We start from the raw sequence: 26,718 nt of genomic DNA on the forward strand, positions 1-26,718 counted from the left end.
AAAGCGCCCAATCGGGCGCTTTTCGTCAATCCGGGTTCGGATCGCTTCAGGCGGACTTCTTCAGTTCCTGGACCTTGTCCGTGGCTTCCCACGAGAACTCCGGTTCCGAACGGCCGAAGTGGCCGTAGGCGGCGGTCTTCGTGTAGATCGGGCGCAGCAGGTCCAGCATGTTCACGATGCCCTTCGGACGCAGGTCGAAGTGCTCGCGCACCAGCTTGGCGATCTGGTCGTCGGGGATGACGCCGGTGCCTTCGGTGTAGACGGTGATGTTGATCGGTTCGGCCACGCCGATGGCGTAGCTGACCTGCACCTGGCACTGGCGCGCCAGGCCGGCGGCCACGATGTTCTTGGCCACGTAGCGCGCGGCGTAGGCGGCCGAACGGTCGACCTTGGACGGATCCTTGCCCGAGAACGCGCCGCCGCCGTGCGGGCATGCGCCGCCGTAGGTGTCGACGATGATCTTGCGGCCGGTCAGGCCGCAATCGCCTTGCGGACCGCCGATGACGAAGCGGCCGGTCGGGTTGACCAGGAACTTCGTCTGGGGCGTGATCAGGCCTTCGGGGAAGCTGGGCTTGATGATGTCTTCGATGACCGCTTCGCGGATGGTCTCTTGCGAGACTTCAGGCGAATGCTGGGTCGACAGCACCACGGTGTCGACTTCGGCGGGCCGACCGTCGACGTAGCGGAACGTCACTTGCGACTTGGCGTCCGGACGCAGCCATGCCAGGCGGCCGTCCTTGCGCAGTTCGCTCTGGCGCTGCACCAGGCGGTGCGCGTACCAGATCGGGGCGGGCATCAGGTCAGGCGTTTCGTCGCAGGCGTAGCCGAACATCAGGCCTTGGTCGCCGGCGCCCTGGTTCAGGTAGTCTTCCGAGCTGCGGTCGACGCCCTGCGCGATGTCGGGCGATTGCTTGTCGTAGGCGACCAGCACCGCGCAACCCTTGTAGTCGATGCCGTATTCGGTGTTGTCGTAGCCGATGCGGCGGATCGTGTCGCGCGCAACCTGGATGTAGTCCACGTTGGCGGTGGTGGTGATTTCGCCAGCCAGCACGACCAGGCCCGTGTTGCACAGCGTTTCGGCTGCGACACGCGCGTTGGGATCCTGCGTGAAAATGGCGTCGAGGATCGAATCGGAGATCTGGTCGGCTACCTTGTCGGGGTGCCCTTCAGAGACGGATTCGGAAGTGAAGAGAAAATCGTTGTTGGCCACAGATGCGTCCTTGTTGTCCGGTCGTGCCGGCTCATAGGTTCACGAGGCGCGTTGCACCCCGGTCTGCATGTGCATATGCCAACTGGGCGCGACGCTTTAGCGGATTCGGCAAGGGCCGCGGAGCATGCCGCAGTCCTGCCGTCGCCCCGCAAGTTGTCGGTTAACTCGGCGACTGACGGCATTTTAAGCGAAAATGCCGTTCTTATGCTTGTGCCCGGGGTGTATGCATATACCCCGAGCATCGGTACTACCCTGCCCGATTTCATCCTTTTGACGAATGCTGCTGCCCCTGTTCCGACTCTTTGCCGCCCTGCCGCTGCCCGTCGCGCATGCCATCGGCCGTCTTGCGGGGCTCGCCATTTACGCCTGGCCGGGTAAATACCGGCGACGCCTTCAGGCCAACGCCACGCAGGCCGGCTATCCCGGCGCGGCTTTCGCCCGGCGGGCCGCGGCCGAGACCGGCGCGATGATTCTGGAGAATCCCCGGGTCTGGTTCCGCAACGCCGAAAGCCTGGCGCAGGTGGTGTCGGATGACAACGACGTCGTCGCCGCCGCGCGCGCCGAAAACCGCGGCATCCTGTTCCTGACCCCGCATCTGGGCTGCTTCGAGATCACTGCCCGCTACCTGGCGCGCCAGATGCCCATGACGGTCATGTTCCGGCCCCCGCGCAAGGACGTCCTGGCTCCGCTATTGGAAACAGCGCGCAACAGCTCGGCGGTCAATGCCGTGCCCGCCAACATGCAAGGCGTGCGGGAATTCGTGCGCGCCCTGCGCCGCGGCGAATCCGTCGGCATGCTGCCCGACCAGGCCCCCAGCGTAGGCGACGGCGTCTGGGTGCCGTTCTTCGGACGCCTGGCGTACACCATGACCCTGCCCGGCAAGCTGGCCACGCAAACCAACGTTCCCATCATCCTGACCGCGGGCGAGCGCCTGCCGAAGGGCCGCGGCTGGCGCATTCACTATGTCCGGGTCCCCGAGCCCCTGCCGGCCGAACCGGAAGCGCAAGCCGCGCTGATCAACGCCGCGATGGAAACGCTGATCCGGCGCTGCCCCGACCAGTACCTCTGGAGCTACAACCGCTACAAGACCCCGCGCGGCGCCTCGCCGGCGCCCGACGCCGAACCGGCCAAGCCGGCCCCGTGAAGGCCAATGCCGATCCTGCCGCCGGTCTGACTCCACACCCATGAACGATAGAAAAACGCGCACGCTGGTCTCTCTGCTGAAATGGTTCGGCCGCATCAAGCCGTCGACGCGCCAGCGCATCGGCGCCTGCCTGGGGTGGCTCGCGCCGCGTCTGGCCAAATCGCGCGCCCGCATCGTGCGCCGCAACCTTGAACTGTGCTTTCCCGACCAGCCCGAATCCGTCCGCGAACAATGGGTGGCGGACCATTTCCGGGCATTGGCGCAGTCCATCGTCGACCGCGGCGTCCTCTGGTACGGCACCCCCGAAGCCATCAAGGACATGGTCACGCAGACCGGCGCCGACCGCATCAATGCGCTGACGGCCGAAGGCCGCCCGGTGATCCTGCTGGCCCCGCACTTCATCGCGCTGGACGCGGCCGCCACCCGCTTGACCATGGAGGTCCCCAGCGCGGCCACCATGTACACGCCCCAAAGCGACCCTCACATCGACGCGGTCGTGGCTGCGGGACGCGCGCGTTTCAACGAAGTGTTCCTGGTCAGCCGCAAGGACGGCGTGCGGGACCTGATCCGGCATCTGCGCGCGCCTCGCCCCGTCTATTACCTGCCCGACATGGACTTCGGGCGGCAGGGTTCGGTCTTCGTGCCCTTCTTTGGCGTGCCCGCCGCCACCCTCCTGGCCACCGCCCAGCTCGCCCAGAAGTGGAACGCCGCCGTGCTGCCCATCGTCGGGTTCTGGAATCCGGACACGGGCAAATATCACGTCGACGTGCTGCCGCCCCTTGAAAACTTCCCCGGCGAGGACAGCCTGGAAGCCGCGACCGCCCGCCTGAACCTTGAGATCGAAAGCTGGGTGCGCCGCTGCCCGAGCCAGTACTACTGGGTCCATCGCCGTTTCAAGACGCGCCCCGAAGGCGAAGCCAAGTTCTATTGACGCCGGGCGCGCACCGCCCGCGCCGCCATAATGGGCGATAATCCGGTGATGAACTGGAACTTCACCAAAATGCATGGCGCGGGCAACGATTTCGTTGTGCTCGACGGCGTCCGCCAGACCATCGAAATGACGCCCGAGCGCGCCCGCGCCCTCGGCGACCGGCACTTCGGCATCGGCGCCGACCAGATCCTCCTGGTCGAACGCGCCACGCGTCCCGACGCCGACTTCCGCTATCGCATTTTCAATTCCGACGGCAGCGAAGTCGAACACTGCGGCAACGGCGCCCGATGCTTCGTGCGCTTTGTGCACGAACAAGGCCTGTCCGACCGCAACCCGCTGCGCGCCGAGATCGCCACCGGCATCCTGGTGCTGGACGAAGGCGACGACGAGCAGGTCACCGTTGAAATGGGCAGCACCCGCTTCGACCCCGCCGCCCTGCCTTTCGACACGGCCGGCCTCGCCTCGCGCACACAGGGCCAGGACACGCTGTGGGACCTCATCCTGGATGCGCCCGCGGGCTTGCCCAACACGGTCGCCGTGTCGGCCGTCGCGATCTCTAACCCCCATGCCGTGCAGGTAGTCGACAACGTCGACACCGCGCCCGTCGCCGTGCTGGGCCCGTTGATCGAAACCCATCCGCGCTTTGCGCGCCGCGTGAACGCCGGCTTCATGCAGGTAGTCGACCGCCACAACATCCGGCTGCGCGTCTTCGAACGCGGCGTCGGCGAAACTCTGGCCTGCGGCACCGGCGCCTGCGCTGCTGTTGCGGCCGGCATCCGCCGCGGCCTGCTTGAATCGCCCGTGCGTGTGCAAACGCGCGGCGGCGTGCTGACCGTCGCCTGGAACGGCGAACAACTCCGCATGACCGGCCCCGCCGAATCCGTCTTCACGGGACAGGTCGACATCGACAAGCTCGTTTTCTCCATGGCGCTGAACCGATAACCCTATGACCGATACCGCTTTCACCGCCCAGGACATCGCAGGATTCCTGCAAGACAATCCCGGCTTCTTCGACGAACACGCCGACGTCTTCGCCACGCTGCAGGTGCCGCACCCCCACGGATCCCGCGCCATTTCGCTGGGCGAACGCCAGATCCTCACGCTGCGCGAGCGCAACCGCGAACTGGAATGGCGTCTGAACGAACTCGTGCGCAACGCCACCGCCAACGAAACCATCGGCTCGCACGTGGCCAAGTGGTGCTGCCGCCTGCTGTCCGAATGCGATCCGCAGCTCGTGCCGGGTGAAATCGCCCTGGGACTCGCCGAACAATTCGACCTGAACCACGTGGCGCTGCGCCTGTGGAACCTGTCCGAACTGCCCGAGCAGGGTTATGGCGAGCCCGTGTCGGCGGACGTGCGCACCTTTACCGACAGCCTGAAGACGCCGTATTGCGGCACGGACACGGCCTTCGAGGCCGTGACCTGGCTGGACGCCAAGCCCAAATCGCTGGCGCTGGTGCCCCTGCGTCTGCAAGCCGACGGCCCAGCCGTGGGCCTGCTGGTGCTGGGATCCGACGATGCCGAACGCTTCACGCCTGAAATGGGCACGACGTTCCTGGAGTCCGTCGGCCAGTTGGCGTCGGCCGCCCTGCATCGGCTGAACCCTGCCAGCCCCAAGGCCTAGGTTTCCGGGGCGGACAAGGACAACGCCATGCCCAACGCCGAGCACGACGCCGCTCCGCCCCCCGCCCCCCTGCCCGATCCGATGAGCGCCTGGTTGCGCCATCTGGAAACCAACCGCCGCTATTCGCCCCATACCCTGGCCGGCTACCGGCGCGAACTGCACTTCCTGCGCGACTTCGCCGACAAGGCCCGCCTGCCGCTGGACAAGCTCGGCAACGGGCATATCCGGCAGTTCGTGGCGCGCCTGCACGCGCAAGGACGCGGCCCGCGCAGCCTGGCGCGCACGTTGGCGGCCTGGCGCGGCTTTTACCAATGGTGGGCGCCCGCGGCGGAACTGGCCGGCAACCCCGTGGCGGGCGTGCGAGCGCCCAAGGCGCCGCGCGGCCTGCCCAAGGCCTTGTCCGTGGAACAGACCCAGGCCTTGCTGGACAGCGCGCCAGCTCGCGTCGCCACCGAACCGGCCGCGCTGCGCGACCAGGCCATGTTCGAATTGCTCTATTCCAGCGGATTGCGGTTGTCCGAACTGGTCGGGCTGGACCTGCGGTATGAACGCACTGCGGAATACGAATCGCGCGGCTGGCTGAATCTGGCCGAAGCCGAGGTCGTGGTGCTGGGCAAAGGCGGCAAGCGCCGCTCGGTGCCGGTCGGCCAACAGGCGCTGGCGGCCCTCCGCAAGTGGATAGAGGCGCGCCCGCAGTTGATGCTGCCTGCGCCGCCGCCTGAAGACGCCGCCGCGCTGTTCCTGGGAGCGCGCGGCCGCCGGATATCTCCGCGCGTGGTGCAGCTTCAATTGGCGCGCGTCGCGCAGGCTGCCGGCGTGCCCACCCACGTGCACCCTCACGTGCTGCGCCACAGCTTCGCCAGCCACGTGCTCCAATCCGCGCAGGACCTGCGCGCCGTGCAGGAAATGCTCGGCCACGCGAATATTTCAACCACGCAGATCTACACCCGGTTGGACTTCCAGCATCTGGCCAAGGCCTACGACCAAGCGCATCCGCGCGCCGGCCGAAAATCCTGATCGACCTAGGCGGCTAGCGGGGCCCTCGGCCCTGGAACAGGCCTCAGCCGCCCGCGGCCACCATGCCGCCCAGCAGCATCACGCCCAACAACAGCACGGCAACTGCCGCCAGCGCTTCCACCGCATAGCGCAGGCGCGCTGCGCCCGCGCCCGACAGGCGGCGGCCCAAACGCGTTGCCGCGCCCCCGGCCCCCACGGCCAGGCATGCCAGTGCGGCGACGGTCAGCCCCGTGCCCAGGCCCATCGCCAGCGCCGACGCCACACCCGCAAGGAAAAAGCCCTGCGACAGCGCAAACACCAGCACGATCAGTGCGCCGCTGCACGGGCGCAGGCCCACGGCCAGAATTGCCGACCCTGCGCGTCGCCAGTCCAGCGGGCCGGCGACCTGCTCAGGCGCCGGCGCGTGCGTATGGCCGCAACCGCAATCCAGGCCGTCATGCGCGTGGTCGTGCTGGTGGTCGTGCTGGTGGTCGTGTGCATGATGATGGCCGGACGGCGCCGCGTGCACGGCGATCGCCCGCAGAGCCGCCGCGCCTTTCATCGCTGGCGCGCCTTCGACAGCAACAATCCGCGGGCGCTCAAGCCGCCGCGTCAACGGCCGGATCGCCTTGACCCACACCAGCCAGGCGCCCAGCAGCGTCACCAGGACGTACGACGCCAACTCCAGCCAGCGCGTCGCCTGGTTCATGGTCGCCGCGGTTGCATTGAACACGATGGCAAGGACGGCCACCAGCACAATGGCCACCAGCGCCTGAATCAACGACGACGCCAGCGCGAGCAGCGCACCGTTGCGCGCGGTCTGGCGATTGGCCAGCACGTACGATGAGATCACCGCCTTGCCGTGGCCGGGGCCCAACGCGTGAAAGACGCCATAGGCGAAAGACAGGCCAATCAGTGCCCACGCAGCCCCGCCGTCCTGCTGCCAGGCGCGAACCGCCCCCGTCAACTGCCGGTAGAAGTGCGACTGCCAGACGGAAACGCTGCCGAAGAAACTGGACAACCAGCCCGGGCCGCCCATGCCGCCGCCGCTTTCCGGCACGCCGAAGGGATGTGCGCCTTGCGCCGCAGCGGCGGACATCCCGCCCAGCGCCAGAAGCACGACGGCAATCACCTGGGCAAATCTGACTACGGGCATCGCACCTCGATGCGATGCGTCAGCCCCTTCGTGATGGCGAACAGCTCGTCGGGCAATGCATCCGGGTCGGCCGGGATCGCGGCCAGTTGCTGCATGGTTTTCCAATCCAGTTCCTTCGGCTTGCGGTAGTCGGCCGTGCAGGCCGAGGCTTGCTCGCCGCCCAGCGACACCGCGCCCTTTTCGTCGAAAGCGTAGGCCACGAAATAGGTGGGGTCGAAGATGTCGACCTGCGCGCCGTCCGCCCCCAGTGCGGCGGGCTGGGCCAGCGGCAAGGTGAAGGAAAGCGTCAGGCGCGTCGTCTTGGGATTCCAGTCGACGCGGGCGTCGCGCGGCGCGGCGAACGCCGCCGACTTGCCGCCGATGGTGACGCGGGTGAAGTAATGAGAGATCGGCTCGCCGAGCGCCTTCATCCAATCCTGCGCCATGCCGCTCAACGTCTCCGCGGGCAGCGCGCCGTTCTTGCCTTTCTTCAACCCCTGAGTGGCGTACGCGCCGAACATCTCGTCAAAGCGCCATACCTGCCGCACGCCGGTGATGCGTTGCTGGGCGTCGATCTCGATTTGCGCTCGGGCGTCGATCCACATGTGCGGATGCGCGCTGGCGGCGCCCGCCGCCAGCAGAGCCGTCGCGGCGCTCAGGGCTGCAAGGCCGCGGCAAGCTGACGTGCGTTCCATTCAAACATTTCCAGATAGGTAGCGCCTGACTGTCCGGACTTGGACAGGGCATCGGAATAGAGCGTACCACCCACCTTGGCGCCGGTCTCACGCGCGATCTGTTGGACGAGTTTTGGACTGCTGATGTTCTCGACGAACACCGCGGGTACCTGCTCGCGCCGCACCTGTTCGATGATGCCGGCAACTTCACGCGCGGAAGGTTCGGCGTCGGTCGATACGCCCATCGCTGGAATGAACGTCACGCCATAGGCGTCGCCAAAGTAGCCGAACGCGTCATGCGAGGTGACCACCTTGCGGCGGGCGGCGGGAATGGCGTCGAACGTCTTGCGCACGCTGGCATCCAGCGCCTGCAGCCGCGCCACATACGCGTCGGCGCGCTGCCGGTAGGCCTGCGCGTGCGCAGGATCCGCCGCGGCCAGGCCTTCGGCCACGTTGCGCGCGTAGATCACACCATTGCCCAGATTCTGCCAGGCGTGCGGATCGACGTCGCCGTGATGGTGATGGCCGTGCGCGTGGTCTTCCTTATGGTCGCGATCGTGCTTGTGGTCATGTTGATGGCCGTCGCCCTTCGCGTGGTCGTGGTCGTGGTCGTGGTCGTGGTCGTGGTCGTGGTCATCATCATCACCGCCATGCCCCGCGAACTTGCGCGGCGTGACGCCCTTCGACGCCGTCACGGTCTGTCCGCTGAATCCGGAAGCCTTGGTCAGCTTGGGCAGCCAGGTTTCGAAGTCCAGGCCGTTCACGAACAGCACGCGCGCATCGCCCAGCTTTTTCGCATCGCCGGGTGTGGGTTCATATGCGTGCGCGTCGCCATCGGGGCCGACCAGCGTGGCCAGGCTGACGTCGGCGCCGCCGACTTCCCGCACGATGTCGCCCAGGATGGAAAAGCTGGCCACCACCTTCAGCGGTTCGGCGGCCTGCGCGGCGCTCAAGGCAGCCGACAGGCACGCACCGGCCAGGGCCAGCAGCGCGCGGCGGCGGGCCGGCAGAATCGAACGCATGGTGAATCTCCTTTGAAGTATCAGGCGAAACGCGCGCGGCGCGATGCCCGCAGCAGCCCGCCCTGCGGGCCGCACACGATGGAAAACAGATAACAGGCGCCGGCCGCCAGGATGATGGCGGGAGAGGCCGGAACGTCGTAGTGATAGGAAAGAAGCAGGCCGGACACGGAAGCGGTCCCCCCCAGCGCCGCAGCCAGCGGAATCTGACGGGCGGCGCTACGCGCCCAGAAGCGCGCGGCGGCGGCGGGCAACATCATGATCCCGACCACCATCAGCGTGCCGAGAACCTGAAAACCCGCCACCAGGTTCACCACCACCAGCACCAGGAAACCCATGTGCACCACCCCGCCCAGCCCGCCGCTGGCGCGCAGGAATCCGGGATCCAGGCATTCGGCCACAAGCAGGCGGTAGATCGCGGCCAGCACCAGCAAGGTCACGCTTGCCGTGGCCGTCACAAGCAGCAGCGCCGCGTCGTCCAGGCCCAGCACGGTGCCGAACAGCACATGCAGCAGATCCATGTTCGATCCGCGCAGCGACACCAGCAACACGCCCAGCCCCAGCGAGATCAGATAAAAAGCCGCGAAGCTGGCGTCCTCGCGCAGCGGCGTCAGCCGGGCGACCAGCCCCGCCAGAAGCGCCACGGCAAGGCCGGTGGCAATGCCGCCCAGCATCATCGCGCCCAGTGACAGGCCTGCCATCAGGAAGCCCACCGCCACGCCGGGCAGGATGGCGTGCGACATGGCGTCGCCCATCAGGCTCATGCGCCGCAGCACCAGGAATACGCCCAGCGGCGCGGCGCCCAGCGACAGCGCGCAGGCGCCGGCCAGCGCACGCCGCATGAATCCATAGTCCAGAAAGGGCGAGACCACCCATTGCGCCAACGTCATGCCCAGGACCTCGCATGCCACTGCCGCGCCGCCTTCAGGTGCGTATCGCTTAACGTCGTCGCGGTATCGCCCCAGGCCACCACCGATCCAGACAGCAGCAGGCATTCGGGAAAGTGGTCGCGCACCAGGTCCAGGTCATGCAGCACCGCGATCACCGTCCGTCCCTGGCCATGCAGACCGCACAACAAAGCCATCAGTTCGTCGGCGGTATGGCTGTCCACAGCTGCGAACGGCTCGTCCAGCAACAGCACCGGCGCATCCTGCACCAGCATGCGTGCGAACAGCGCGCGCTGCATCTGCCCGCCCGACAGCGTATCCACGCCGCGGTCGGCCGCAGCCGCCATCCCCACCGTGTCCAGGGCGTCCATGCAGCGGTCCAGCTCGTCGCTTCGGAACCCACGCCAGCCGCCAACGCGGCGCCACGCGCCCATGGCCACCAGATCCAGCACGGTGGTGGGAAACGACCGGTCCAATTCCGCTGCCTGCGGCAGCCACGCCAGCGCCGACCGCCCGGCGCCGCCGATGCGCACACTACCCGTCATCGGACGCAGCACGCCCATGATGCCCTTGATGAGCGTTGACTTGCCCGCGCCGTTGGGTCCGACCACGGCCGTCATGCCGCCTGCCGCGAAGCTGCCGGATACCGACCGCAGCGCGGCGCGCCCCCGCCATCCGAACGACGCATCCGCCAGTTCGACGCAAACCGGTGCGGCGGTCATCGCGGCCACCAGTCCAGCGCCCAGCCGGTCAACGCCCACAGCGCCGCAGCGGCCCACAGCGCAACGGCGATGCGGCGCCACGCGGACACAAGAAAAGCGGATCGGGGTGGTGCGCTACGCCGAGCGGCGGCGCCGGGCCGCGGGGGCAGAAGCGTGAAATGAGACATGGCAGACGACAGCAGAACACAACAAGGTCAGTTTTATTATGTTATATCATAACTAAATCGCCCGTCTTCCCGGGCCGATTCACGCACCAGGGGTTTTCTGCTACCTTCCAGGCATCTCGCGCGCGCGTTGCGCGCGTTCCCCATTCAGATAAAGCCCGCCATGACCGCTCCGTCCCGCCCTTCCCGCAGCGATACCGTAGGCGCTCAGCTCAGCGTCGCCGAAACGCTGTGCGCGCAGCGCGGACGCCGCCTGACCCCAATCCGCCGCAAAGTCCTGGAACTGCTGCTGCGCCACGGCCGCAGCCTGAAGGCCTATGAACTGCTGGACGCCATGCGCGCGGTCCATCCGGGCGCCGCGCCTCCGACGGTGTATCGCGCGCTCGACTTCCTGATGGACGAAGGGCTGATCCACCGCCTGGACGCCGTAAACGCCTGGAGCGCCTGCCATGACGCCGGCGGCGCCCCTCACGACCTGCTGGTGGTCTGTACCGGCTGCGGCGCCGTGGCCGAAGTCTCCGATCCCGCCATGAGCCGGCAACTGGCCGAACGCGTGGCGCAGACGGGCTACGCCCTCGCCACGCACGAAACCGAAATCCGCGCCTTGTGCCCCCAATGCCAGAAGAAGCAGCCCGCCGACGCCGGTCATCATCACCATCACCACTGAACGGCTGACTCGGCGGCGGTATCTCGTCCGATATCCCACCGATCTCTCATCCTTTGGATGCCTCAGTCCGGCCGGGGCGATCCCTCCGGTTACCGGTCGGAAACGTCTTCGCCCTTGAAACCCGGCAAACCGCCCCAAAATAGTGGTATCGCCCGATACTTGACGGCGTACGGTCGCGATCTGGCGGCCACGGCCCCCCGGGTTGGCCCGGGGTTTGCCCCCTGCCCCTGACTGTGCTGTAATCCTGCGTCCGGCCGCTAACGGCGGCCTTTGCAGCCTGTGGCATACATCATCCGGCAGGGACCGAAAACCCGGTCAGGTTCGTGTTTCACGCCTTGACTTCACGCTAGCAGCTTCGCCATGAACACCCCGCGCAGTTTGGACAAAATGGTTCCCGTCACCATCCTCACCGGCTTCCTCGGTGCGGGCAAGACCACCCTGCTCAAACGTATCCTGACCGAATTCCACGGCCGCCGCGTCGCGGTCATCGAAAACGAATTCGGACCGGAAAGCATCGACAACGACCTGCTCGTGCAGGACAGCGACGAAGAAATCATCGAACTGTCCAACGGCTGCGTCTGCTGCACGGTGCGTGGCGACCTGATGCGTACCCTGTCCGAACTTCGCGCCAAGCGCGAGGCCGGCGAACTGACTTTCGAACGCGTCATCCTTGAAACGACCGGCATGGCCAACCCCGGCCCCGTGTGCCAGACGTTCTTCATGGACGACGACATCGCCGAGTACTACCGCCTGGACGCGGTGGTCACGGTGGTCGATGCCAAGCACGGCATGTCCACCCTCGACGAACAGCCCGAAGCCCAGAAGCAGGTCGGTTTCGCCGACCGCATCCTGATCTCGAAGAAAGACCTGGTCAACGAAGTCGACTACGAAGCGCTGCGCCACCGCCTGGTTCACATGAACCCGCGCGCGCCGATCACCGCCGTCAACTTCGGCGACGTCGACCTCAAGTCCATCATCGACATCAGCGGCTTCAACCTGAATTCCATTCTGGACATCGACCCGGAATTCCTGGCCGATGAGCATCCGGACGCCGCGCACAGCCATGCCCACGGGCACGATCATGATCACGGCCACGACCATGGCCACGACCACGACCATGATCACGACGGCGAATGCGGCGCGCACTGCAATCATGCCCATCACCATCACCCCAAGCACGACGACGAAATCGGTGCGTTCGTGTTCCGTTCCAACAAGCCGTTCGATCCCGCGCGCCTTGAGGAATTCCTGGGCGGCGTCGTGCAGGTTTATGGCCCCGACCTGATGCGCTACAAGGGCATCCTGTACATGAAGGGCATCAACCGCCGCATGTTGTTCCAGGGTGTGCACATGATGATGGGCGCCGAACCCGGCAAGCCGTGGACCGCGGCCGAAAAACCGTCCACCAAGATGGTGTTCATCGGACGCAAGCTGCCCCAGGAGATTTTCACCCGGGGCTTGGAGCAGTGCCTGGCGGGGTAATCCCCATTCCTGCGTGACGCGATGCGACGAAGGCAGTACTGTGAGGTACGGATAGCGTAGGCAACAAGTAACACGGACCGGGAATGGACGCCCGCGCCAGGATCGATTCATAGTGGAGTGTTTACATGGCTACCAAGGCAGCAACCAAAAAATCAAGCAAGTCGACGAGCGATACGGCGATTGATCTGCCCAGCGAAAAGGAATTGCTGGCCATGCCCGAGTCCGACTATATGAATGACCGCCAGCTGGCGTTCTTCAAGGAACGGCTCAAACAACTCGAACAGGACATCCTGGCCAACGCTGGCGAAACCACCGAGCATCTGCGCGAAACGCAATTCGTGCCGGATCCCGCGGACCGCGCCACTATCGAGGAAGAGCACGCCCTGGAACTGCGCACCCGCGACCGCGAGCGCAAGCTGCTCAAGAAGGTGCAGCAATCCATCGCTCGCATCGACAGCGGTGAATACGGCTGGTGTGAGGAAACCGGTGAACCCATCGGCATTCCTCGTCTGCTGGCTCGCCCCACGGCCACCCTGTCGCTCGAAGCGCAGGAACGCCGCGAGATGCGCCAGAAGCTCTACGGCGACTGATCCGTCCCGCATTCGAATCGTCCCTGAAAGGCCATGCTGCCCCCAGCATGGCCTTTTTTCTTGCCTTCGCAGACCGCGCTCCTCGCTTGCAGGATCCGAGGCCGGACCTTGATATCCCCACGACCGCCCCCAGCTAATCCTCTCAAAGGAAGGAACGCATGGAACAATTTCACGCCACCACCATCGTGTGTGTGCGCCGCGGCAACCGCGTCGCGCTCGGCGGCGATGGCCAGGTCACCCTGGGCAACATCGTCATCAAGGGCACGGCCCGCAAAATCCGCCGCCTGTACCACGACAAGATCCTCGCTGGATTCGCTGGCGCCACCGCCGACGCATTCACGCTGCAGGAACGCTTCGAAGCCAAGCTCGAAAAGCACCAGGGCAACCTGATGCGCGCCGCGGTCGAACTGACCCGCGATTGGCGAACCGACCGCGTCCTGCGCCGCCTTGAAGCCATGCTCATCGTGGCCGACTCCGAGCACACGCTGGTGCTGACCGGCAACGGCGACGTCCTGGAACCCGAACACGGCCTCGCCGCCATCGGTTCGGGCGGCGCCTACGCGCAGTCGGCCGCGCTGGCCCTGCTGCGCAACACCGATCTGCCCCCCGAAACGATCGTCAAGCAATCGCTGGAAATCGCCGGCGACCTCTGCATCTACACCAACCAGAACCACGTCATCGAAACGCTGGGCGACTGACGCCCGCCGCGCGGCGCCAACTGCGCCGCGCCGCCCTCCCCGCCTGCCCTAGCTCCAAGGATCCGCCCTCATGTCCGCATCCAACATGACGCCCGGAGAAATCGTCTCCGAACTCGACAAGTACATCGTCGGCCAGAACCGCGCCAAGCGCGCGGTCGCGGTTGCCCTGCGCAACCGCTGGCGCCGCCAGCAGGTGGCCGAGCCCCTGCGCCACGAAATCCACCCCAAGAACATCCTGATGATCGGCCCGACCGGCGTCGGCAAGACCGAAATCGCGCGCCGCCTGGCCAAGCTGGCCAACGCGCCGTTCATCAAGATCGAAGCCACCAAGTTCACCGAAGTGGGCTACGTGGGTCGCGACGTCGACACCATCATCCGCGACCTCACCGAATACTCCATCAAGCAGACCCGCGAACTGGAAATGCGCCGCGTTCGCACCCAGGCCGAAGACGCCGCCGAAGACCGCATCCTGGACGCCCTGGTGCCGCCCGCCCGCAACGCCTCGGGCGAGCCGCAGCGCGGCGAGGACAACAGCGCCCGCCAGACCTTCAGGAAGCGCCTGCGCGAAGGCCTGATCGACGATCTCGAAATCGAGATCGAAGTCGCCCAGGCCGCGCCGCAGATGGACGTCATGACGCCCCCCGGCATGGAAGAAATGGCCGAGCAATTGCGCGGCATGTTCGCCGGCATGGCGCGCGACAAGAAAAAGCCGAAGAAGATGAAGGTCCGCGAAGCCTTCAAGCTGATCGTCGACGAAGAAGCCGCCAAGCGCGTCAACGAAGAAGACCTGCGCACCGTCGCCATCAACAACGTCGAACAGAACGGCATCGTCTTCCTGGACGAAATCGACAAGATCGCCGCCCGCCAGGAATCCGGCGGCGCGGACGTCTCCCGCCAGGGCGTGCAGCGCGACCTGCTGCCGCTGGTCGAAGGCACCACCGTCAACACGCGATACGGCATGGTCCGCACCGACCACATCCTGTTCATCGCGTCTGGCGCCTTCCACCTCTCGCGCCCATCCGACCTCATCCCGGAACTGCAGGGCCGCTTCCCGATCCGCGTCGAACTCGAGTCCCTCACCGCCGAGGACTTCGTGCGCATCCTGTCCGACACGGATGCCTCGCTGACCAAGCAGTACACGGCCCTGATGGCCACCGAGGACGTCGAGTTGGAATTCACCGACGAAGGCGTGCGCCGCCTGGCCGAGCTGGCTTTCGACGTCAACGAAACCACCGAAAACATCGGCGCCCGCCGCTTGTACACCGTGATGGAAAAGCTGTTGGACGAACTGTCCTTCGACGCCACCTCCAGCCAGGACAAGCACGTCAAAATCGACGCCGCCTACGTCAATTCCCAACTGGCAGAAGCCGCCAGCAGCCAGGACCTGGCGCGCTACGTGCTTTAACCCGGCGCCCCGGATCCCAGCCTGGGACCGATGCAAAAACCCCCGCCGCATGTGATTGCGGCGGGGGGTTTTTATTCTCTCAAGAGCCGGAAGAATCCCATCGGCCGGGCAACCCGCACGCGCTGACGCACGCGCCGTGGACCGCCCCTCTGAGTTCCGAAGCTACTTCGTGATCGCGGTCACCACATACTTGCCGTCCTGGCGGGAGGCGGTGAAGCGCACCTTGTCCCCCGCCTTGATATTGGCCAGCAGCGCAGGATCCGCCTGGTAGACCAGCGACATCGCCGGCAGGTCCAACGCCTTGATCGCGTCGTGCTTGATCGTGACCTTGCCCGCGGCGGGATCCACCCGGCGCACTTCCCCGGTAGCGTCGGCCTGCTGGGCAAACGCCAGCGGCGCGGCAAGCGATACGACGGCCACCGCAGCGGCGACGGCCAACGGCACGGTGTACTTGCGGTTAAAAACCATATGGGTAACCTCCATGTGCAGCGGAACCCGGAACCAAACCAGGCTCCGCCTCCTACAGTGCTAGGATACTGCGCGAATGCAACAGTCTCGGCCCCAGAACGCAACAATTCTAACGGTTGATTGCGAAACGAACCCCTGCCCGCCCGCGCCTCTCGCAGCCGGAGGCCTCCCGCTTACTTCTTTTCACTGAACCAGGACTTCCATGGCCAACCGCTTATCCGTTATTGCCACTCGCACGGGAGACGATGGCACCACCGGTCTTGGGGACGGATCGCGCCTGCCCAAGGATGCTCCGCGCGTCGCCGCCCTGGGCGACGTGGATGAATTGAACAGCGTCGTGGGCCTGCTGCTGACCGAATCGCTGCCCGAAGGGGTAGCGAAGGATCTGCTGACTATCCAGCACGACCTCTTCGACATGGGCGCCGAGCTATGCATACCGGGCCACGTCGCGGTAACGGCGGATCAGGTTGCGCATCTGGACGCCCGCCTGGCGCACTACAACGCGGCGCTTCCACCGCTGCGGGAATTCATCCTGCCGGGCGGATCGCGGGTGGCCGCGCTCGCGCACATGGCGCGCACCGTATGCCGGCGCGCCGAGCGCGCGGTGGTGGCGCTCGCAACTGTGGACAGCGTGAATGCGCCCGTCAGACAGTACCTGAACCGTCTGTCGGATTTGATGTTCGTGCTGGCGCGACACCTAAATAAGATCCTGGAAATTGGGGACACCTTCTGGACCAGCCCGAACTCCCGTCAAACCACGTAATTACTGCGAGAAAATGCAAGCTCGCGGCGGCTCGTGGCTGCAGGTATTCAAAATATTGCACCCGACACTCTGTTTCACTTATTCGTTCGATCCGACGCAGTTGCGGCATAATTGAGGGTTAACGAGCGGGTTTGCGCACCGCGCTCGCTGCTCAAGGATCCAATCAATAATGAGTATTATTGTTACCGGCGGTGCCGGCTTCATCGGTTCGAATTTCGTTCTGGATTGGTTCGGCACTACCGACGAACCGGTCATCACGCTGGACAAGCTCACCTACGCGGGTAACCCCGAGAACCTGGTGTCCCTCGCTGGCAACCCCAACCATCAACTGGTGCAGGGCGACATCGGCGACACCAAGCTCGTCGCCGAACTGCTGGCCAAGCACAAGCCGCGCGCCGTGTTGAACTTCGCGGCCGAATCGCACGTCGACCGCTCGATCCACGGTCCCGGCGAATTCATCCAGACCAACATCGTCGGCACGTTCAACCTGCTGGAAGCCGTGCGCGCGTATTGGAATGGACTGTCCGACGAGGAACGCAGCAGCTTCCGCTTCCTGCACGTCTCCACCGACGAAGTGTACGGTTCGCTGGAGAAAGATGATCCGGCGTTTAGCGAGACCAACCGCTACGAGCCCAATAGTCCCTACTCTGCCAGCAAGGCGGCCAGCGACCATCTGGTCCGGGCTTACCACCATACTTATGGGCTGCCCGTTCTGACGACCAACTGTTCGAACAACTACGGCCCCTATCATTTTCCAGAAAAACTGATTCCGCTGGTAATCCACAATGCCTTGGCAGGCAAGCCCTTGCCTATCTACGGCGACGGCCAGCAAATCCGCGACTGGCTATACGTGAAGGATCACTGCACTGCCATCCGCCGAGTCCTGGCTGACGGCCAGCTGGGTGAGACCTATAACGTGGGTGGCTGGAACGAAAAGGCCAACCTCGATGTCGTCCACACCCTTTGCACGCTTCTCGACGAGCTCAGCCCTCGAGCCGATGGGCAGCCCTACAAGAACCAGATAACCTTCGTCAAAGACCGGCCTGGCCACGACCAGCGCTACGCCATCGACGCATCTCGCCTGGAACGCGAGCTGGGCTGGAAGCCCGCTGAGACCTTCGAGTCGGGTATTCGGAAAACGGTGCAGTGGTATCTGGACAATCAACAATGGGTCGCCAATATCACCAGCGGCGCCTATCGCGACTGGGTCAACACCCAGTACGAAGGCTGAACGTTCGAATGGCTTGCTCTCCGTCGGGAGTGCAGCCGCTGTGATTATGAGTGCTTCCCCAATTCAACATCGGTACTCGCTCACAATACAGCGAGCAACCGCGTTTCTCTGCAATCGAGTTCTTTCGTGGATGGCACGATGAGCCACAACGTCGCTATCCTCCTCTGCACCTATCAAGGTGGCCAGTATCTTCCAGAACAGCTTGATTCGTTCGGCACGCAATCGCACGCTGCATGGACCGTATGGGTATCGGACGACGGTTCCAAGGACAACACCCACGAAGTCCTCGAATCCTATCAACGTGCCTGGGGGCCGGATCGCCTATTCGTAAGGACAGGACCTCGCAAGGGGTTTGCGGCCAATTTCATGTCTCTTGTCTGCCGAGAAGAAATTGCTGCTGACTACTACGCAATGTCCGATCAGGATGACATTTGGCATCCCGACAAGCTTGAACGAGCCGTTCAGTGGCTGAAAACCGTACCTCAGGATGTCCCGGCGCTATATTGCACGCGCACGGAACTGGTGGATGAAGGGAAGGAAAAGCTCGGCTACTCACCGCTCTTCGTGCGCCCTCCGTCTTTTGGCAACGCCTTGGTGCAGAACGTAGCCGGAGGCAATACTATGGTTTTCAACAACGCGGCACGCGAACTGTTGAAATCCGCTGGCCCAGACGTGAAGGTGGCGGCTCACGATTGGTGGGTTTACATCGTCGTTGCCGGCTGCGGCGGAAAAGTGTTTTATGACCCCAATCCGTCGTTACTCTATCGGCAACACGCGCAGAATTTGATCGGCGCCAACACCGGCATGCGAGCACGGCTTGAACGAATTCGCAAGCTGTTCCAAGGCCACCTGAAGCTGTGGACCGACCAACACGTTGTAGCGATGGGGCCGATCATTTCGAGCCTGTCGCCCGATAACCTGGTCACGTTCAAACGGTTCACCTCGTCCCGTCAACGCAGTCTGATCCCACGCGTGTTTGGAATTTGGCGCTCCGGAATATATCGACAGACACCGCTTGGCAATCTTGGACTGCTGATCGCGGCGATTCTCAACCGAATCTAGGATCCCTATGAAGATTCTTCTGTTGGGCAAGACAGGCCAGGTCGGAATCGAATTGCAGCGCACGCTGCTTGCGCAGGGCGACTTGATCGCATTGGGTCGCGCTGAGGCGGATCTTGAAAAGCCGGCTGCCTTGCTCGATGTATTGCGTGCGCATTCACCAGACGTGATCGTGAACGCGGCTGCCTACACCGCTGTCGATAAGGCGGAGGGCAATTCGCGCGCGGCGCATGCCATCAACGCCGAGTCCGTGTCAGTGATGGCTGACTACGCAAGAGCACGCGACGCCTTACTGGTCCATTACTCCACGGACTATGTTTTTGACGGCGCAAAAGATTCGCCCTATGAACCAACAGATACCCCCAATCCGCTGAGCGTCTACGGGCGTACAAAACGCAAAGGCGAAGAAGCTATAGTCGACAGTGGCTGCCGATACCTGATCCTTCGAACGAGCTGGGTGTTCTCGGCGCACGGAAGCAACTTCCTGAAGACGATACTGCGCTTGGCCAAGGAACGAGATGAATTGAACGTCGTTGCCGACCAACATGGTGCACCTACGTCGGCAGAACTGATCGCCGACGTCACCGCGCTGGCCGTCGCGGGACATCGCCAAGGGCTCTGCAACAGCGGCATCTATCATCTGACCGCTGCGGGGCAAACCTCGTGGCATGGCTTTGCATGCCATATCGTGGCCCGTGCTGCGGCGAACGGCGCGACGATTAAGGTAACGCCCGGGCATATCCAGCCGATCCCCACCGACGCTTATCCCCTGCCCGCGCCCCGCCCCAAGAATTCGCGTCTGGACACATCCGCGCTAAGCGATGCTTTGCTACTACAGTTCCCTGATTGGACTGTCCATGTGAACCGCACCGTGGATCAACTGACCACATCGATGGAGTATTCCGTATGAACCGCAAGGGCATCATTCTGGCCGGAGGCTCGGGCACCCGCCTGCATCCGGCTACGCTGGCAATTAGCAAGCAGCTACTGCCTGTTTACGACAAACCAATGATCTATTATCCCCTCAGCACCTTGATGCTGACCGGAATTCAGGACATTCTGATCATCTCGACACCGCAAGACATTCCCCGCTTCCAACAACTCTTGGGCTCCGGGGAACAGTGGGGACTCAATTTGCAGTACGCGGTCCAACCCTCTCCGGATGGACTGGCGCAGGCGTTCATCATTGGTGAATCGTTCTTGAACGATTCACCTTCTGCACTTGTGCTTGGCGACAATATCTATTATGGCCACGACTTCGCAAGTCTGCTCAGCAACGCCGACAAGCGCACCACCGGCGCCAGCGTGTTTGCGTATCATGTCCACGATCCCGAACGATACGGAGTGGCGGAATTCGACTCCGACGGTAAAGTGCTTTCCATTGAGGAAAAACCGAAGGTACCCAAATCCAATTACGCTGTAACTGGGCTGTATTTCTACGACCGACAGGTCGTGGACATCGCCAAGCAGATCAAGCCTTCACCGCGCGGCGAACTGGAAATTACGGACGTAAATCGCGCCTACCTCGAGCAAGGCGATCTATCTGTGGAGATCATGGGGCGAGGATATGCCTGGCTGGATACCGGGACGCACGAATCCTTGTTGGAAGCGAGCCAGTTCATCTCGACCTTGGAGAACCGCCAAGGTTTGAAAGTGGCGTGTCCCGAAGAAATCGCCTATCGACAGGGATGGATTACCGCTCAGAAACTGGACGATTTGGCGACACCTCTTCAGAAGACTGGCTATGGCCAGTACCTCAAGCGTCTCCTTCTTGAAAGGATATATTGATGAGAGCGTTCTCTCTAGAAATTCCCGAAGTTAAGGTCATTGAACCCAGGCTCTTCCAAGACGCGCGGGGATATTTCTTTGAGAGTTTCAATCATCGTGAATTCGAAACTATTATCGGCCAAAGAATAGAGTTTGTTCAGGACAATCAATCATTATCCAGAAAGAACGTCTTGCGGGGACTTCACTATCAAATCGAAAATGCCCAGGGAAAACTTCTGAGGGTATTGTCGGGTGAAGTTTTTGATGTTGCGGTGGACATTCGCAGATCTTCGCCGACTTTTGGAAAATGGGTTGGAGAAATTCTGTCTGCTGATAACAAGAGGCAGTTGTGGATCCCTCAAGGTTTCGCCCATGGATTTCTGGTCCTGTCTGACACAGCGGAAGTTTTATATAAAACCACTGACTATTACGCCCCTCAGCATGAACGCTGTATCGCGTGGAATGACGAAAAGCTGAATATTCACTGGCCGGTTGGCGCTCCGCCGATATTGTCGAAATCCGATGAAAACGGGAAGCCATTCATATCTGCGGAATTATTTAAATGAGTTCGATTTTCGTGACCGGCGGCGCAGGCTACATCGGCACTCATACGTGCCTGGAATTGTTGCAGGCGGGCCATAAAGTGTTCGTTTACGACAACCTCTCGAACAGTAGCCGCTTGGGGCTCGAGCGAGTAGAGCGTATTGCGAACGCGAATATCGAATTTATAGAAGGCGACATCCGCAACGCGGAGACGCTGACGCGCGCCTTGCAAAACAGCCAATGCGATTCAGTGATTCATTTTGCAGGACTGAAAGCTGTCGGCGAATCCGTCGCTAACCCGTTGGCGTATTACCATACCAATGTAGTGGGCACTTTCACATTGTTGAATGCGATGCAGACCATCGGCGTGAAGAAGCTGGTTTTCAGCTCGTCCGCCACGGTCTATGGCGAGCCGCAATCGTTGCCCATAGACGAGGCGCATCCGTTGTCGGCAACGAATCCGTATGGTCGTACCAAACTGATCGCTGAAGACATGCTTCGCGATCACTTCCGAGCTTATCCGGATTGGAATATCACCATTCTGCGCTATTTCAATCCTGTCGGAGCCCACGAAAGCGGGCTGATCGGCGAAGACCCAAAAGATACGCCAAATAATTTGATGCCATATATTGCGCAGGTCGCGATCGGGCTCCGTGAAAAACTGAATATTTGGGGCAACGATTATCCGACTCCGGACGGCACAGGGGTGCGTGACTACATACACGTCGTCGATTTGGCAATCGGGCATGTAAAAGCGATAGAAAAGGTGCAGCCACCGCAATGCATCGAACTCAATCTCGGGACCGGTAGCGGATATAGCGTGCTTGAAGTGTTGCGCGCATTCGAACTGGCCAGTGGCAAGACTATTGCGCATGAATTTCTACCTCGTAGACCTGGTGACGTTGCCGCTTGCTACGCCAGTACCAAGTACGCAGAGTCAATTCTGCAATGGCGGGCGGAGCGGAATTTGGAGACTATGTGCGCCGACCATTGGCGATGGCAACATCTCAACCCTGCGGGGTACGCATTAAACAACGATTTCGCGAGCAAACATGCAACGTAACAGCGGCTCCCCAGTTTCGCTGGCCAAAAGTTTCTGGCACAACCGCGGCTTGATCAAGGCACTGGTCAAACGGGACGTCCTTGGCCGATACAAAGGTTCCTTTCTTGGAATCGTTTGGTCATTTTTCAATCCAGTGTTCATGTTGCTTGTCTACACGTTCATGTTCAGCGTGGTATTCAAGTCGCGGTGGCCCGGCGGAAGTGAATCGAAAACTCAGTTTGCAATAATTCTGTTTGCTGGCCTGATGGTGTTCAACCTTTTCGCCGAAGTGATCAACAGGGCGCCGAGCCTGATCCTGGCAAATGCGAACTACGTCAAAAAGGTAATATTTCCGCTGGAAATACTGCCCGTAGTCGCCCTTGGCGCCGCACTTTTTCATTTTCTCATCAGTATGAGCGTCTGGTTGCTGTTCTATCTAATTTTCCTGGGCATCCCTCCGGCCACCGCCCTGCTCCTGCCCATCATAGTATTCCCGTTGCTGCTCTTGACGCTGGGAATAACCTGGATTTTGGCATCGCTGGGCGTTTTCCTCCGGGACGTTGGACAGGTAATCAGCATCCTGACCATGGCGCTGATGTTCTTGTCGCCCATTTTTTACCCGATCTCCGCCCTCCCGGCGCAGTATCAGGAATTCATGGTAATGAACCCGATGACTCCGGTGGTTGAAGCAGTACGGAACGCCTTGATCTGGGGGCAGGCGCCCGACTGGATGCTATATGGGGCGTACACCCTGATAGCAGCTGTGATCGCATGGGTGGGCTTCGCTTGGTTTCAAAAAATGCGGAAGGGATTTGCTGATGTCCTCTGATACTGCAATCACGGTAGAGAATCTTAGCAAGTGCTACCAAATTTATTCCTCGCCCCGGGATAGACTCAAACAGTTTTTTATTCCTCACCTGCAACGCGCGGTGGGAAAGCCATCTAGCCACTACTTCAAGGAGTTTTGGGCGCTTCGGGACGTATCCTTTGAAGTCAAGAAAGGAGAAAGCGTCGGCATTCTGGGTCGCAACGGTTCCGGCAAGTCCACGCTGCTGCAGATGATCTGCGGCACGCTGTCTCCCACCACGGGTAGCGTTCAAACCACCGGTCGCATTGCCGCGTTGCTCGAATTGGGCTCGGGTTTCAATCCTGAGTTTACCGGGCGAGAAAACGTCTATATGAACGGTGCCCTTCTTGGATTAAACAGCCATCAGATCGACGAGCGATTCGACGCCATCGCCTCGTTTGCGGATATCGGCGACTTTATCGACCAGCCGGTGAAGACCTATTCAAGCGGCATGCTGATTCGCCTCGCCTTTGCTGTCCAGGTACAAGTTGAGCCCGATATCCTGGTCGTGGACGAAGCGCTGGCGGTCGGCGATGCGCTTTTCCAGAAGCGTTGTTTCCGGCGTATCGAGAAGCTGGTAGCCGATGGCACGACTTTGCTTTTCGTGTCTCATGATCAAGAAAGCGTGCGGACCCTTACCAGCCGCGCCCTCCTCCTCAAGCAGGGTCGAACGGTCACTTGGGGCAAGTCGTCAGACGTGGTTCTGGAATACCGGCGTCAGCTTCACGACGAGGAATCGTCCTATTTTACGGCCGCTACAAAGCAACTCGCGGCCAAGGCTCAAACCGCCACAACGCCCGCCGAACCGGGCGAAAGTTCGGCTCAATCCGGAGCCCAACCTGCCGTCTCACCGCCTCCTGCGATGCGCTCCGACAAACTCACTTTTGGCGATGGTGAAGTCAAGATCGTAAAGGTGGAGACTTTAAATGGCGAGGGTGAGGAGTCGACCGTATTTTTCCCGGGCGACGCGCTTCGCATACGGATATCCTGCGAGGTTTTAAGCGCCATTAGCAACCTGAATGTCGGCGTAAGAATCCGGAATAAGGAAGGCATCAAGATTTACTCTTGGGGCACACTTAATCAAGACATGAGATCAAGAACCGCCGCCTCAAGTACGCCGCTATTTTGGGAGCAAAAGTTTTCCGCCGGCGAGACATTTTCAGTAGAGCTATCGTGTGATTCGCCGTTAGGTATGAATCTGTATGAGATTCAGGCAACGGTCACGTTTGAAGAAACCCCCGACTATATGGGACAACGTATGCTGCACTGGATCGATGAAGCCGCCTTCTTCCAGATTCTGATGAATCGCGACGAAAACTTCTTTGGTGGCGTGGCGGATCTGAGGATGAATGCAACATGGTAAAGAAAATGTCACCCCACTCGGAAGTTTCCATTGGCAAGCCCACCGTACGCGGCGGAATTGAGCGCGTTATTCGCACATGTGGATTGTCAAACGTATTGAGCCTAGGCAGGGCAAGCTCGGCTCACGTGGCGGCATTGCTGAAGCAAGGCGTGGAAGCTGTTGGCCTGCCAGAGTCACCGGCGAACAAGCCGATCGACAACGAGCATGTCGGTGATGGTTCGCTATTCGGCTCGGTAGTTCAGTTGCCATTTAAAGACCGCGAGTTCGGTACTGTTCTCGTCGTCGATTGTCTGGAGTACCTCCCAGTCGGTGACATGGAGAAAGCCCTTGCAGAAATTCGCCGAGTGGCGAACCGTTATGTATGGCTCCAGGTCGCAACAACGCATGCCGAACAGGGTCCGGAACGCTTGACGGTTGAAGATCGCGCATGGTGGGAGCGCCTATGTTTCCAGGCCGGTTTCCGCAAGCATCCGGCTTATTACCTGGTAAACGACTATGAAGGGCTGAACAATGACGGCTCTGTTGTCTGCATATTGCTGGAACGCATGCCGGATGCAGCGGAGGCGGCATATCCGCTTTCATCGCTGGACGAAGAACGCAGCCTACATATGGATATGTTCCGAGATACCGGAACTCGATCGGACGCCCATATCGGGCGCTATCACTTCGCCGCCAATTACGTCAGGCCCGGCGACGTGGTCCTCGATGCGGCATGCGGCCTCGGATACGGTACCTACACTCTAAAGGGTCTAACAGCCGCGTCGTCGTTTCGGGGCATCGACGGTAATGCCTCCGCTATCGCTTACGCCAACACTTGTTATGGTCAAGACCAGTCCATTTCCTTTTCGGAAGGGTTTCTACCCGACTGCCTGAACAGCATTCCGGACAATAGTGTCGACGTGGTCGTCTGTTTTGAAACGCTGGAACATGTCGAACGTCCGGTCGACGTTCTGAAAGAGTTCCACCGAATCCTGACCCCCGGTGGCAGGATAATCTCGAGCGTTCCCAATGACTGGAGCGACGAGACCGGAGAGGATCCCAATCCCTATCACTTTCACGTCTACGACATTCCGAAATTTACCTCTCAAATGGAAGGGTATTTTGACGTGGAACACCTCTTCGGCCAGACAGCCGATAGGGTGAAACTTGCCAATGGAAAATGTGAGTGGGAGCGGCGTCCCCGCCAGCTTCGAGAAATTCCATTAGATCGCACCGAAGGCGTTGAATCTGAATGGCTTTTGGCGGTTGCTGCCAAGTCTCCGATTGGCAGCGCCGACGTCCCGTATAGCGACAAAGGCTACACCGAGGAGGAGTGCGTCTCCACCGGAAATGCATTGGCTTTTGCTCGCGACTACAAGAATCCATGGCTTGTCCGTAGCATGGTGGCCATGGGGTCTCGGACTTCCAACGGACGACTTCGTGAAAAGTGGGCCAGGCAAACGCTGAACGAATCGTTGCCTGACAGCCCCGATGCTGGGGCCGCCCTTTGCGTACTCGCATATCTCGCTCTCAATAGAGAGGTGGTCATTGACGCCGACATGAACGAGGCGATCGGCCGTTATATCGCCGCTGGTGATTCCGCGAATCCGAGCGTACTTCGTTGGAAAGTCTCTCTTGCGTACGTTCAAGGCCTGCTTTCGCTCAGCTTTGGAGACCGAGACGAAGCGAAGAAGCAGCTACGATGGGTGCTCGACGCCAATGTAGAGAGCTTCAGCGTCACATTGCTGACAAAGCCTGCACAGGCGGGATATTTGCTCGGGTTGTTGGAAGCGGCAGACGGAGACCTAACGGCCGCCCGACAAACTTGGCGACAAGCTGCCGTGGATGTCCAGAGCGCCATGGCGCAGTACTTTTCCGCACCCAACCTCACACCAGCACCGTTCGTTTTACGCGAAACTTCGACCGCGATGTTATTCTGTGGACGAATACTGGCGGCCGATAAGTATTCCGCGCGCTTGGCCAAAGAACCTGCGGCCTTTTTCTCAAATGCGGTGAACGACTACCTCTCCGAAATTGAGCGCCTGACTTCCCTGGCGCTCAAGTTCGAGAATCAGCTACTCGCAGGTCCTACAGGCAACCCTCATTCTTATGGGTCGGCGCAAACCATTAGCTCACAGGCTGCGCAGTTGACCGAGCTTCGAAAATATGTGCTTGCTCTTGAGCAAAGTCGTAATGAACAGAAGATCCAGATGGAAGAGCTACGTCAATATATTGCCGATCTCGAGGAAAATCGCTCGAATCTCATGCAGCAGTTGAAAAGGCGGTGAGCCTGGAAGTTATCGCGAAT

At 61.7% G+C, this 26,718-nt stretch carries 27 protein-coding genes; 20 read left to right on the forward strand and 7 right to left on the reverse strand.

Annotated features, from left to right (window positions below):
* Nucleotides 1-46 precede the first annotated feature (46 nt).
* Complete coding sequence (gene metK / locus RT614_RS18925; RefSeq protein ID WP_313623669.1) at nucleotides 47-1,210, reverse strand: methionine adenosyltransferase; 1,164 nt, start codon at nucleotides 1,208-1,210, stop codon at nucleotides 47-49.
* 277 nt (nucleotides 1,211-1,487) lie between these two features.
* Between metK and RT614_RS18930 the strand changes: the two genes are divergently transcribed.
* Genes RT614_RS18930 through xerC form a run of 5 tightly spaced genes read left to right on the forward strand, consistent with a single transcriptional unit; the run spans nucleotide 1,488 to nucleotide 5,926 of the window.
* Nucleotides 1,488-2,354, forward strand: coding sequence for a lysophospholipid acyltransferase family protein (locus tag RT614_RS18930; protein WP_313623670.1), 867 nt, complete (start codon nucleotides 1,488-1,490; stop codon nucleotides 2,352-2,354).
* A 40-nt stretch (nucleotides 2,355-2,394) separates the two neighbouring features.
* Nucleotides 2,395-3,285 carry a lysophospholipid acyltransferase family protein gene (locus RT614_RS18935; protein ID WP_313623671.1) on the forward strand — a complete coding sequence of 297 codons (891 nt, stop codon included), beginning with the start codon at nucleotides 2,395-2,397 and terminating at the stop codon, nucleotides 3,283-3,285.
* A gap of 30 nt (nucleotides 3,286-3,315) precedes the next feature.
* Nucleotides 3,316-4,227, forward strand: a complete 912-nt coding sequence (gene dapF, locus RT614_RS18940; RefSeq protein ID WP_313623672.1) for a diaminopimelate epimerase — start codon at nucleotides 3,316-3,318, stop codon at nucleotides 4,225-4,227.
* Between the two features lie 4 nt (nucleotides 4,228-4,231).
* On the forward strand, nucleotides 4,232-4,909 hold the full coding sequence (locus RT614_RS18945; RefSeq protein ID WP_313623673.1) for a DUF484 family protein: 678 nt from the start codon (nucleotides 4,232-4,234) through the stop codon (nucleotides 4,907-4,909).
* Between the two features lie 27 nt (nucleotides 4,910-4,936).
* Nucleotides 4,937-5,926, forward strand: coding sequence for a tyrosine recombinase XerC (gene xerC, locus RT614_RS18950; RefSeq protein WP_313623674.1), 990 nt, complete (start codon nucleotides 4,937-4,939; stop codon nucleotides 5,924-5,926).
* 43 nt (nucleotides 5,927-5,969) lie between these two features.
* Here xerC and RT614_RS18955 read toward each other — a convergent pair whose 3' ends face one another.
* Genes RT614_RS18955 through RT614_RS18975 form a run of 5 tightly spaced genes read right to left on the reverse strand, consistent with a single transcriptional unit; the run spans nucleotide 5,970 to nucleotide 10,342 of the window.
* The gene (locus RT614_RS18955) at nucleotides 5,970-7,061 is read right to left on the reverse strand and encodes a nickel/cobalt transporter (RefSeq protein ID WP_313623675.1); all 1,092 of its coding nucleotides are present in this window, start codon (nucleotides 7,059-7,061) and stop codon (nucleotides 5,970-5,972) included.
* The gene (locus RT614_RS18960; RefSeq protein ID WP_313623676.1) at nucleotides 7,052-7,735 is read right to left on the reverse strand and encodes a DUF1007 family protein; all 684 of its coding nucleotides are present in this window, start codon (nucleotides 7,733-7,735) and stop codon (nucleotides 7,052-7,054) included. Before RT614_RS18960 ends, RT614_RS18955 begins: the two co-directional genes overlap by 10 nt.
* Nucleotides 7,696-8,736: a metal ABC transporter substrate-binding protein gene (locus tag RT614_RS18965; protein ID WP_313623677.1), complete on the reverse strand. Its 1,041-nt coding sequence runs from the start codon at nucleotides 8,734-8,736 to the stop codon at nucleotides 7,696-7,698. Before RT614_RS18965 ends, RT614_RS18960 begins: the two co-directional genes overlap by 40 nt.
* A gap of 20 nt (nucleotides 8,737-8,756) precedes the next feature.
* Complete coding sequence (locus RT614_RS18970; RefSeq protein ID WP_313623790.1) at nucleotides 8,757-9,623, reverse strand: metal ABC transporter permease; 867 nt, start codon at nucleotides 9,621-9,623, stop codon at nucleotides 8,757-8,759.
* Nucleotides 9,620-10,342 carry a metal ABC transporter ATP-binding protein gene (locus RT614_RS18975; protein ID WP_313623678.1) on the reverse strand — a complete coding sequence of 241 codons (723 nt, stop codon included), beginning with the start codon at nucleotides 10,340-10,342 and terminating at the stop codon, nucleotides 9,620-9,622. The genes RT614_RS18970 and RT614_RS18975 overlap by 4 nt, the downstream gene beginning before the upstream one ends.
* Before the next feature lie 327 nt (nucleotides 10,343-10,669).
* Here RT614_RS18975 and RT614_RS18980 point away from each other — a divergent pair, with 327 nt between their 5' ends.
* From RT614_RS18980 to hslU, 5 genes are all read left to right on the forward strand, one after another.
* Nucleotides 10,670-11,173 carry a Fur family transcriptional regulator gene (locus RT614_RS18980; RefSeq protein ID WP_313623679.1) on the forward strand — a complete coding sequence of 168 codons (504 nt, stop codon included), beginning with the start codon at nucleotides 10,670-10,672 and terminating at the stop codon, nucleotides 11,171-11,173.
* A gap of 360 nt (nucleotides 11,174-11,533) precedes the next feature.
* A complete protein-coding gene (locus RT614_RS18985) occupies nucleotides 11,534-12,655 on the forward strand; it encodes a GTP-binding protein (protein WP_313623680.1) in 1,122 nt (373 codons plus the stop codon).
* Between the two features lie 125 nt (nucleotides 12,656-12,780).
* Nucleotides 12,781-13,245, forward strand: coding sequence for an RNA polymerase-binding protein DksA (gene dksA, locus RT614_RS18990; protein WP_056327244.1), 465 nt, complete (start codon nucleotides 12,781-12,783; stop codon nucleotides 13,243-13,245).
* A 158-nt stretch (nucleotides 13,246-13,403) separates the two neighbouring features.
* Nucleotides 13,404-13,943 (forward strand): ATP-dependent protease subunit HslV, encoded by a 540-nt coding sequence (gene hslV / locus RT614_RS18995; RefSeq protein ID WP_313623681.1) that lies wholly within the window; start codon nucleotides 13,404-13,406, stop codon nucleotides 13,941-13,943.
* A 70-nt stretch (nucleotides 13,944-14,013) separates the two neighbouring features.
* Nucleotides 14,014-15,348, forward strand: coding sequence for an ATP-dependent protease ATPase subunit HslU (gene hslU, locus RT614_RS19000; protein WP_313623682.1), 1,335 nt, complete (start codon nucleotides 14,014-14,016; stop codon nucleotides 15,346-15,348).
* Between the two features lie 162 nt (nucleotides 15,349-15,510).
* Here hslU and RT614_RS19005 read toward each other — a convergent pair whose 3' ends face one another.
* A complete protein-coding gene (locus tag RT614_RS19005) occupies nucleotides 15,511-15,816 on the reverse strand; it encodes a copper-binding protein (protein WP_313623683.1) in 306 nt (101 codons plus the stop codon).
* A gap of 202 nt (nucleotides 15,817-16,018) precedes the next feature.
* Between RT614_RS19005 and RT614_RS19010 the strand changes: the two genes are divergently transcribed.
* From RT614_RS19010 to RT614_RS19055, 10 genes are all read left to right on the forward strand, one after another.
* Complete coding sequence (locus RT614_RS19010; RefSeq protein WP_313623684.1) at nucleotides 16,019-16,579, forward strand: cob(I)yrinic acid a,c-diamide adenosyltransferase; 561 nt, start codon at nucleotides 16,019-16,021, stop codon at nucleotides 16,577-16,579.
* 169 nt (nucleotides 16,580-16,748) lie between these two features.
* Entirely contained in the window at nucleotides 16,749-17,810 is a 1,062-nt protein-coding gene (rfbB, locus tag RT614_RS19015) for a dTDP-glucose 4,6-dehydratase (RefSeq protein ID WP_313623685.1), read from the forward strand.
* 138 nt (nucleotides 17,811-17,948) lie between these two features.
* Nucleotides 17,949-18,872, forward strand: a complete 924-nt coding sequence (locus RT614_RS19020; protein WP_313623686.1) for a glycosyltransferase family 2 protein — start codon at nucleotides 17,949-17,951, stop codon at nucleotides 18,870-18,872.
* A 7-nt stretch (nucleotides 18,873-18,879) separates the two neighbouring features.
* A complete protein-coding gene (rfbD, locus tag RT614_RS19025) occupies nucleotides 18,880-19,779 on the forward strand; it encodes a dTDP-4-dehydrorhamnose reductase (RefSeq protein ID WP_313623687.1) in 900 nt (299 codons plus the stop codon).
* Complete coding sequence (rfbA, locus tag RT614_RS19030; protein WP_313623688.1) at nucleotides 19,776-20,657, forward strand: glucose-1-phosphate thymidylyltransferase RfbA; 882 nt, start codon at nucleotides 19,776-19,778, stop codon at nucleotides 20,655-20,657. Before rfbD ends, rfbA begins: the two co-directional genes overlap by 4 nt.
* Nucleotides 20,657-21,202 (forward strand): dTDP-4-dehydrorhamnose 3,5-epimerase, encoded by a 546-nt coding sequence (gene rfbC, locus RT614_RS19035; RefSeq protein WP_313623689.1) that lies wholly within the window; start codon nucleotides 20,657-20,659, stop codon nucleotides 21,200-21,202. The genes rfbA and rfbC overlap by 1 nt, the downstream gene beginning before the upstream one ends.
* Nucleotides 21,199-22,242 (forward strand): UDP-glucose 4-epimerase GalE, encoded by a 1,044-nt coding sequence (galE, locus tag RT614_RS19040; RefSeq protein ID WP_313623690.1) that lies wholly within the window; start codon nucleotides 21,199-21,201, stop codon nucleotides 22,240-22,242. Before rfbC ends, galE begins: the two co-directional genes overlap by 4 nt.
* Nucleotides 22,232-23,050, forward strand: a complete 819-nt coding sequence (locus RT614_RS19045) for an ABC transporter permease (RefSeq protein WP_076407884.1) — start codon at nucleotides 22,232-22,234, stop codon at nucleotides 23,048-23,050. Before galE ends, RT614_RS19045 begins: the two co-directional genes overlap by 11 nt.
* Nucleotides 23,040-24,431: an ABC transporter ATP-binding protein gene (locus tag RT614_RS19050; RefSeq protein WP_313623691.1), complete on the forward strand. Its 1,392-nt coding sequence runs from the start codon at nucleotides 23,040-23,042 to the stop codon at nucleotides 24,429-24,431. The genes RT614_RS19045 and RT614_RS19050 overlap by 11 nt, the downstream gene beginning before the upstream one ends.
* Entirely contained in the window at nucleotides 24,425-26,698 is a 2,274-nt protein-coding gene (locus tag RT614_RS19055) for a methyltransferase domain-containing protein (protein ID WP_313623692.1), read from the forward strand. The genes RT614_RS19050 and RT614_RS19055 overlap by 7 nt, the downstream gene beginning before the upstream one ends.
* The last annotated feature ends 20 nt before the right edge of the window (nucleotides 26,699-26,718 follow it).

The organism is Achromobacter sp., from assembly GCF_032102605.1.
Classification (GTDB): Bacteria; Pseudomonadota; Gammaproteobacteria; order Burkholderiales; family Burkholderiaceae_B; genus Achromobacter.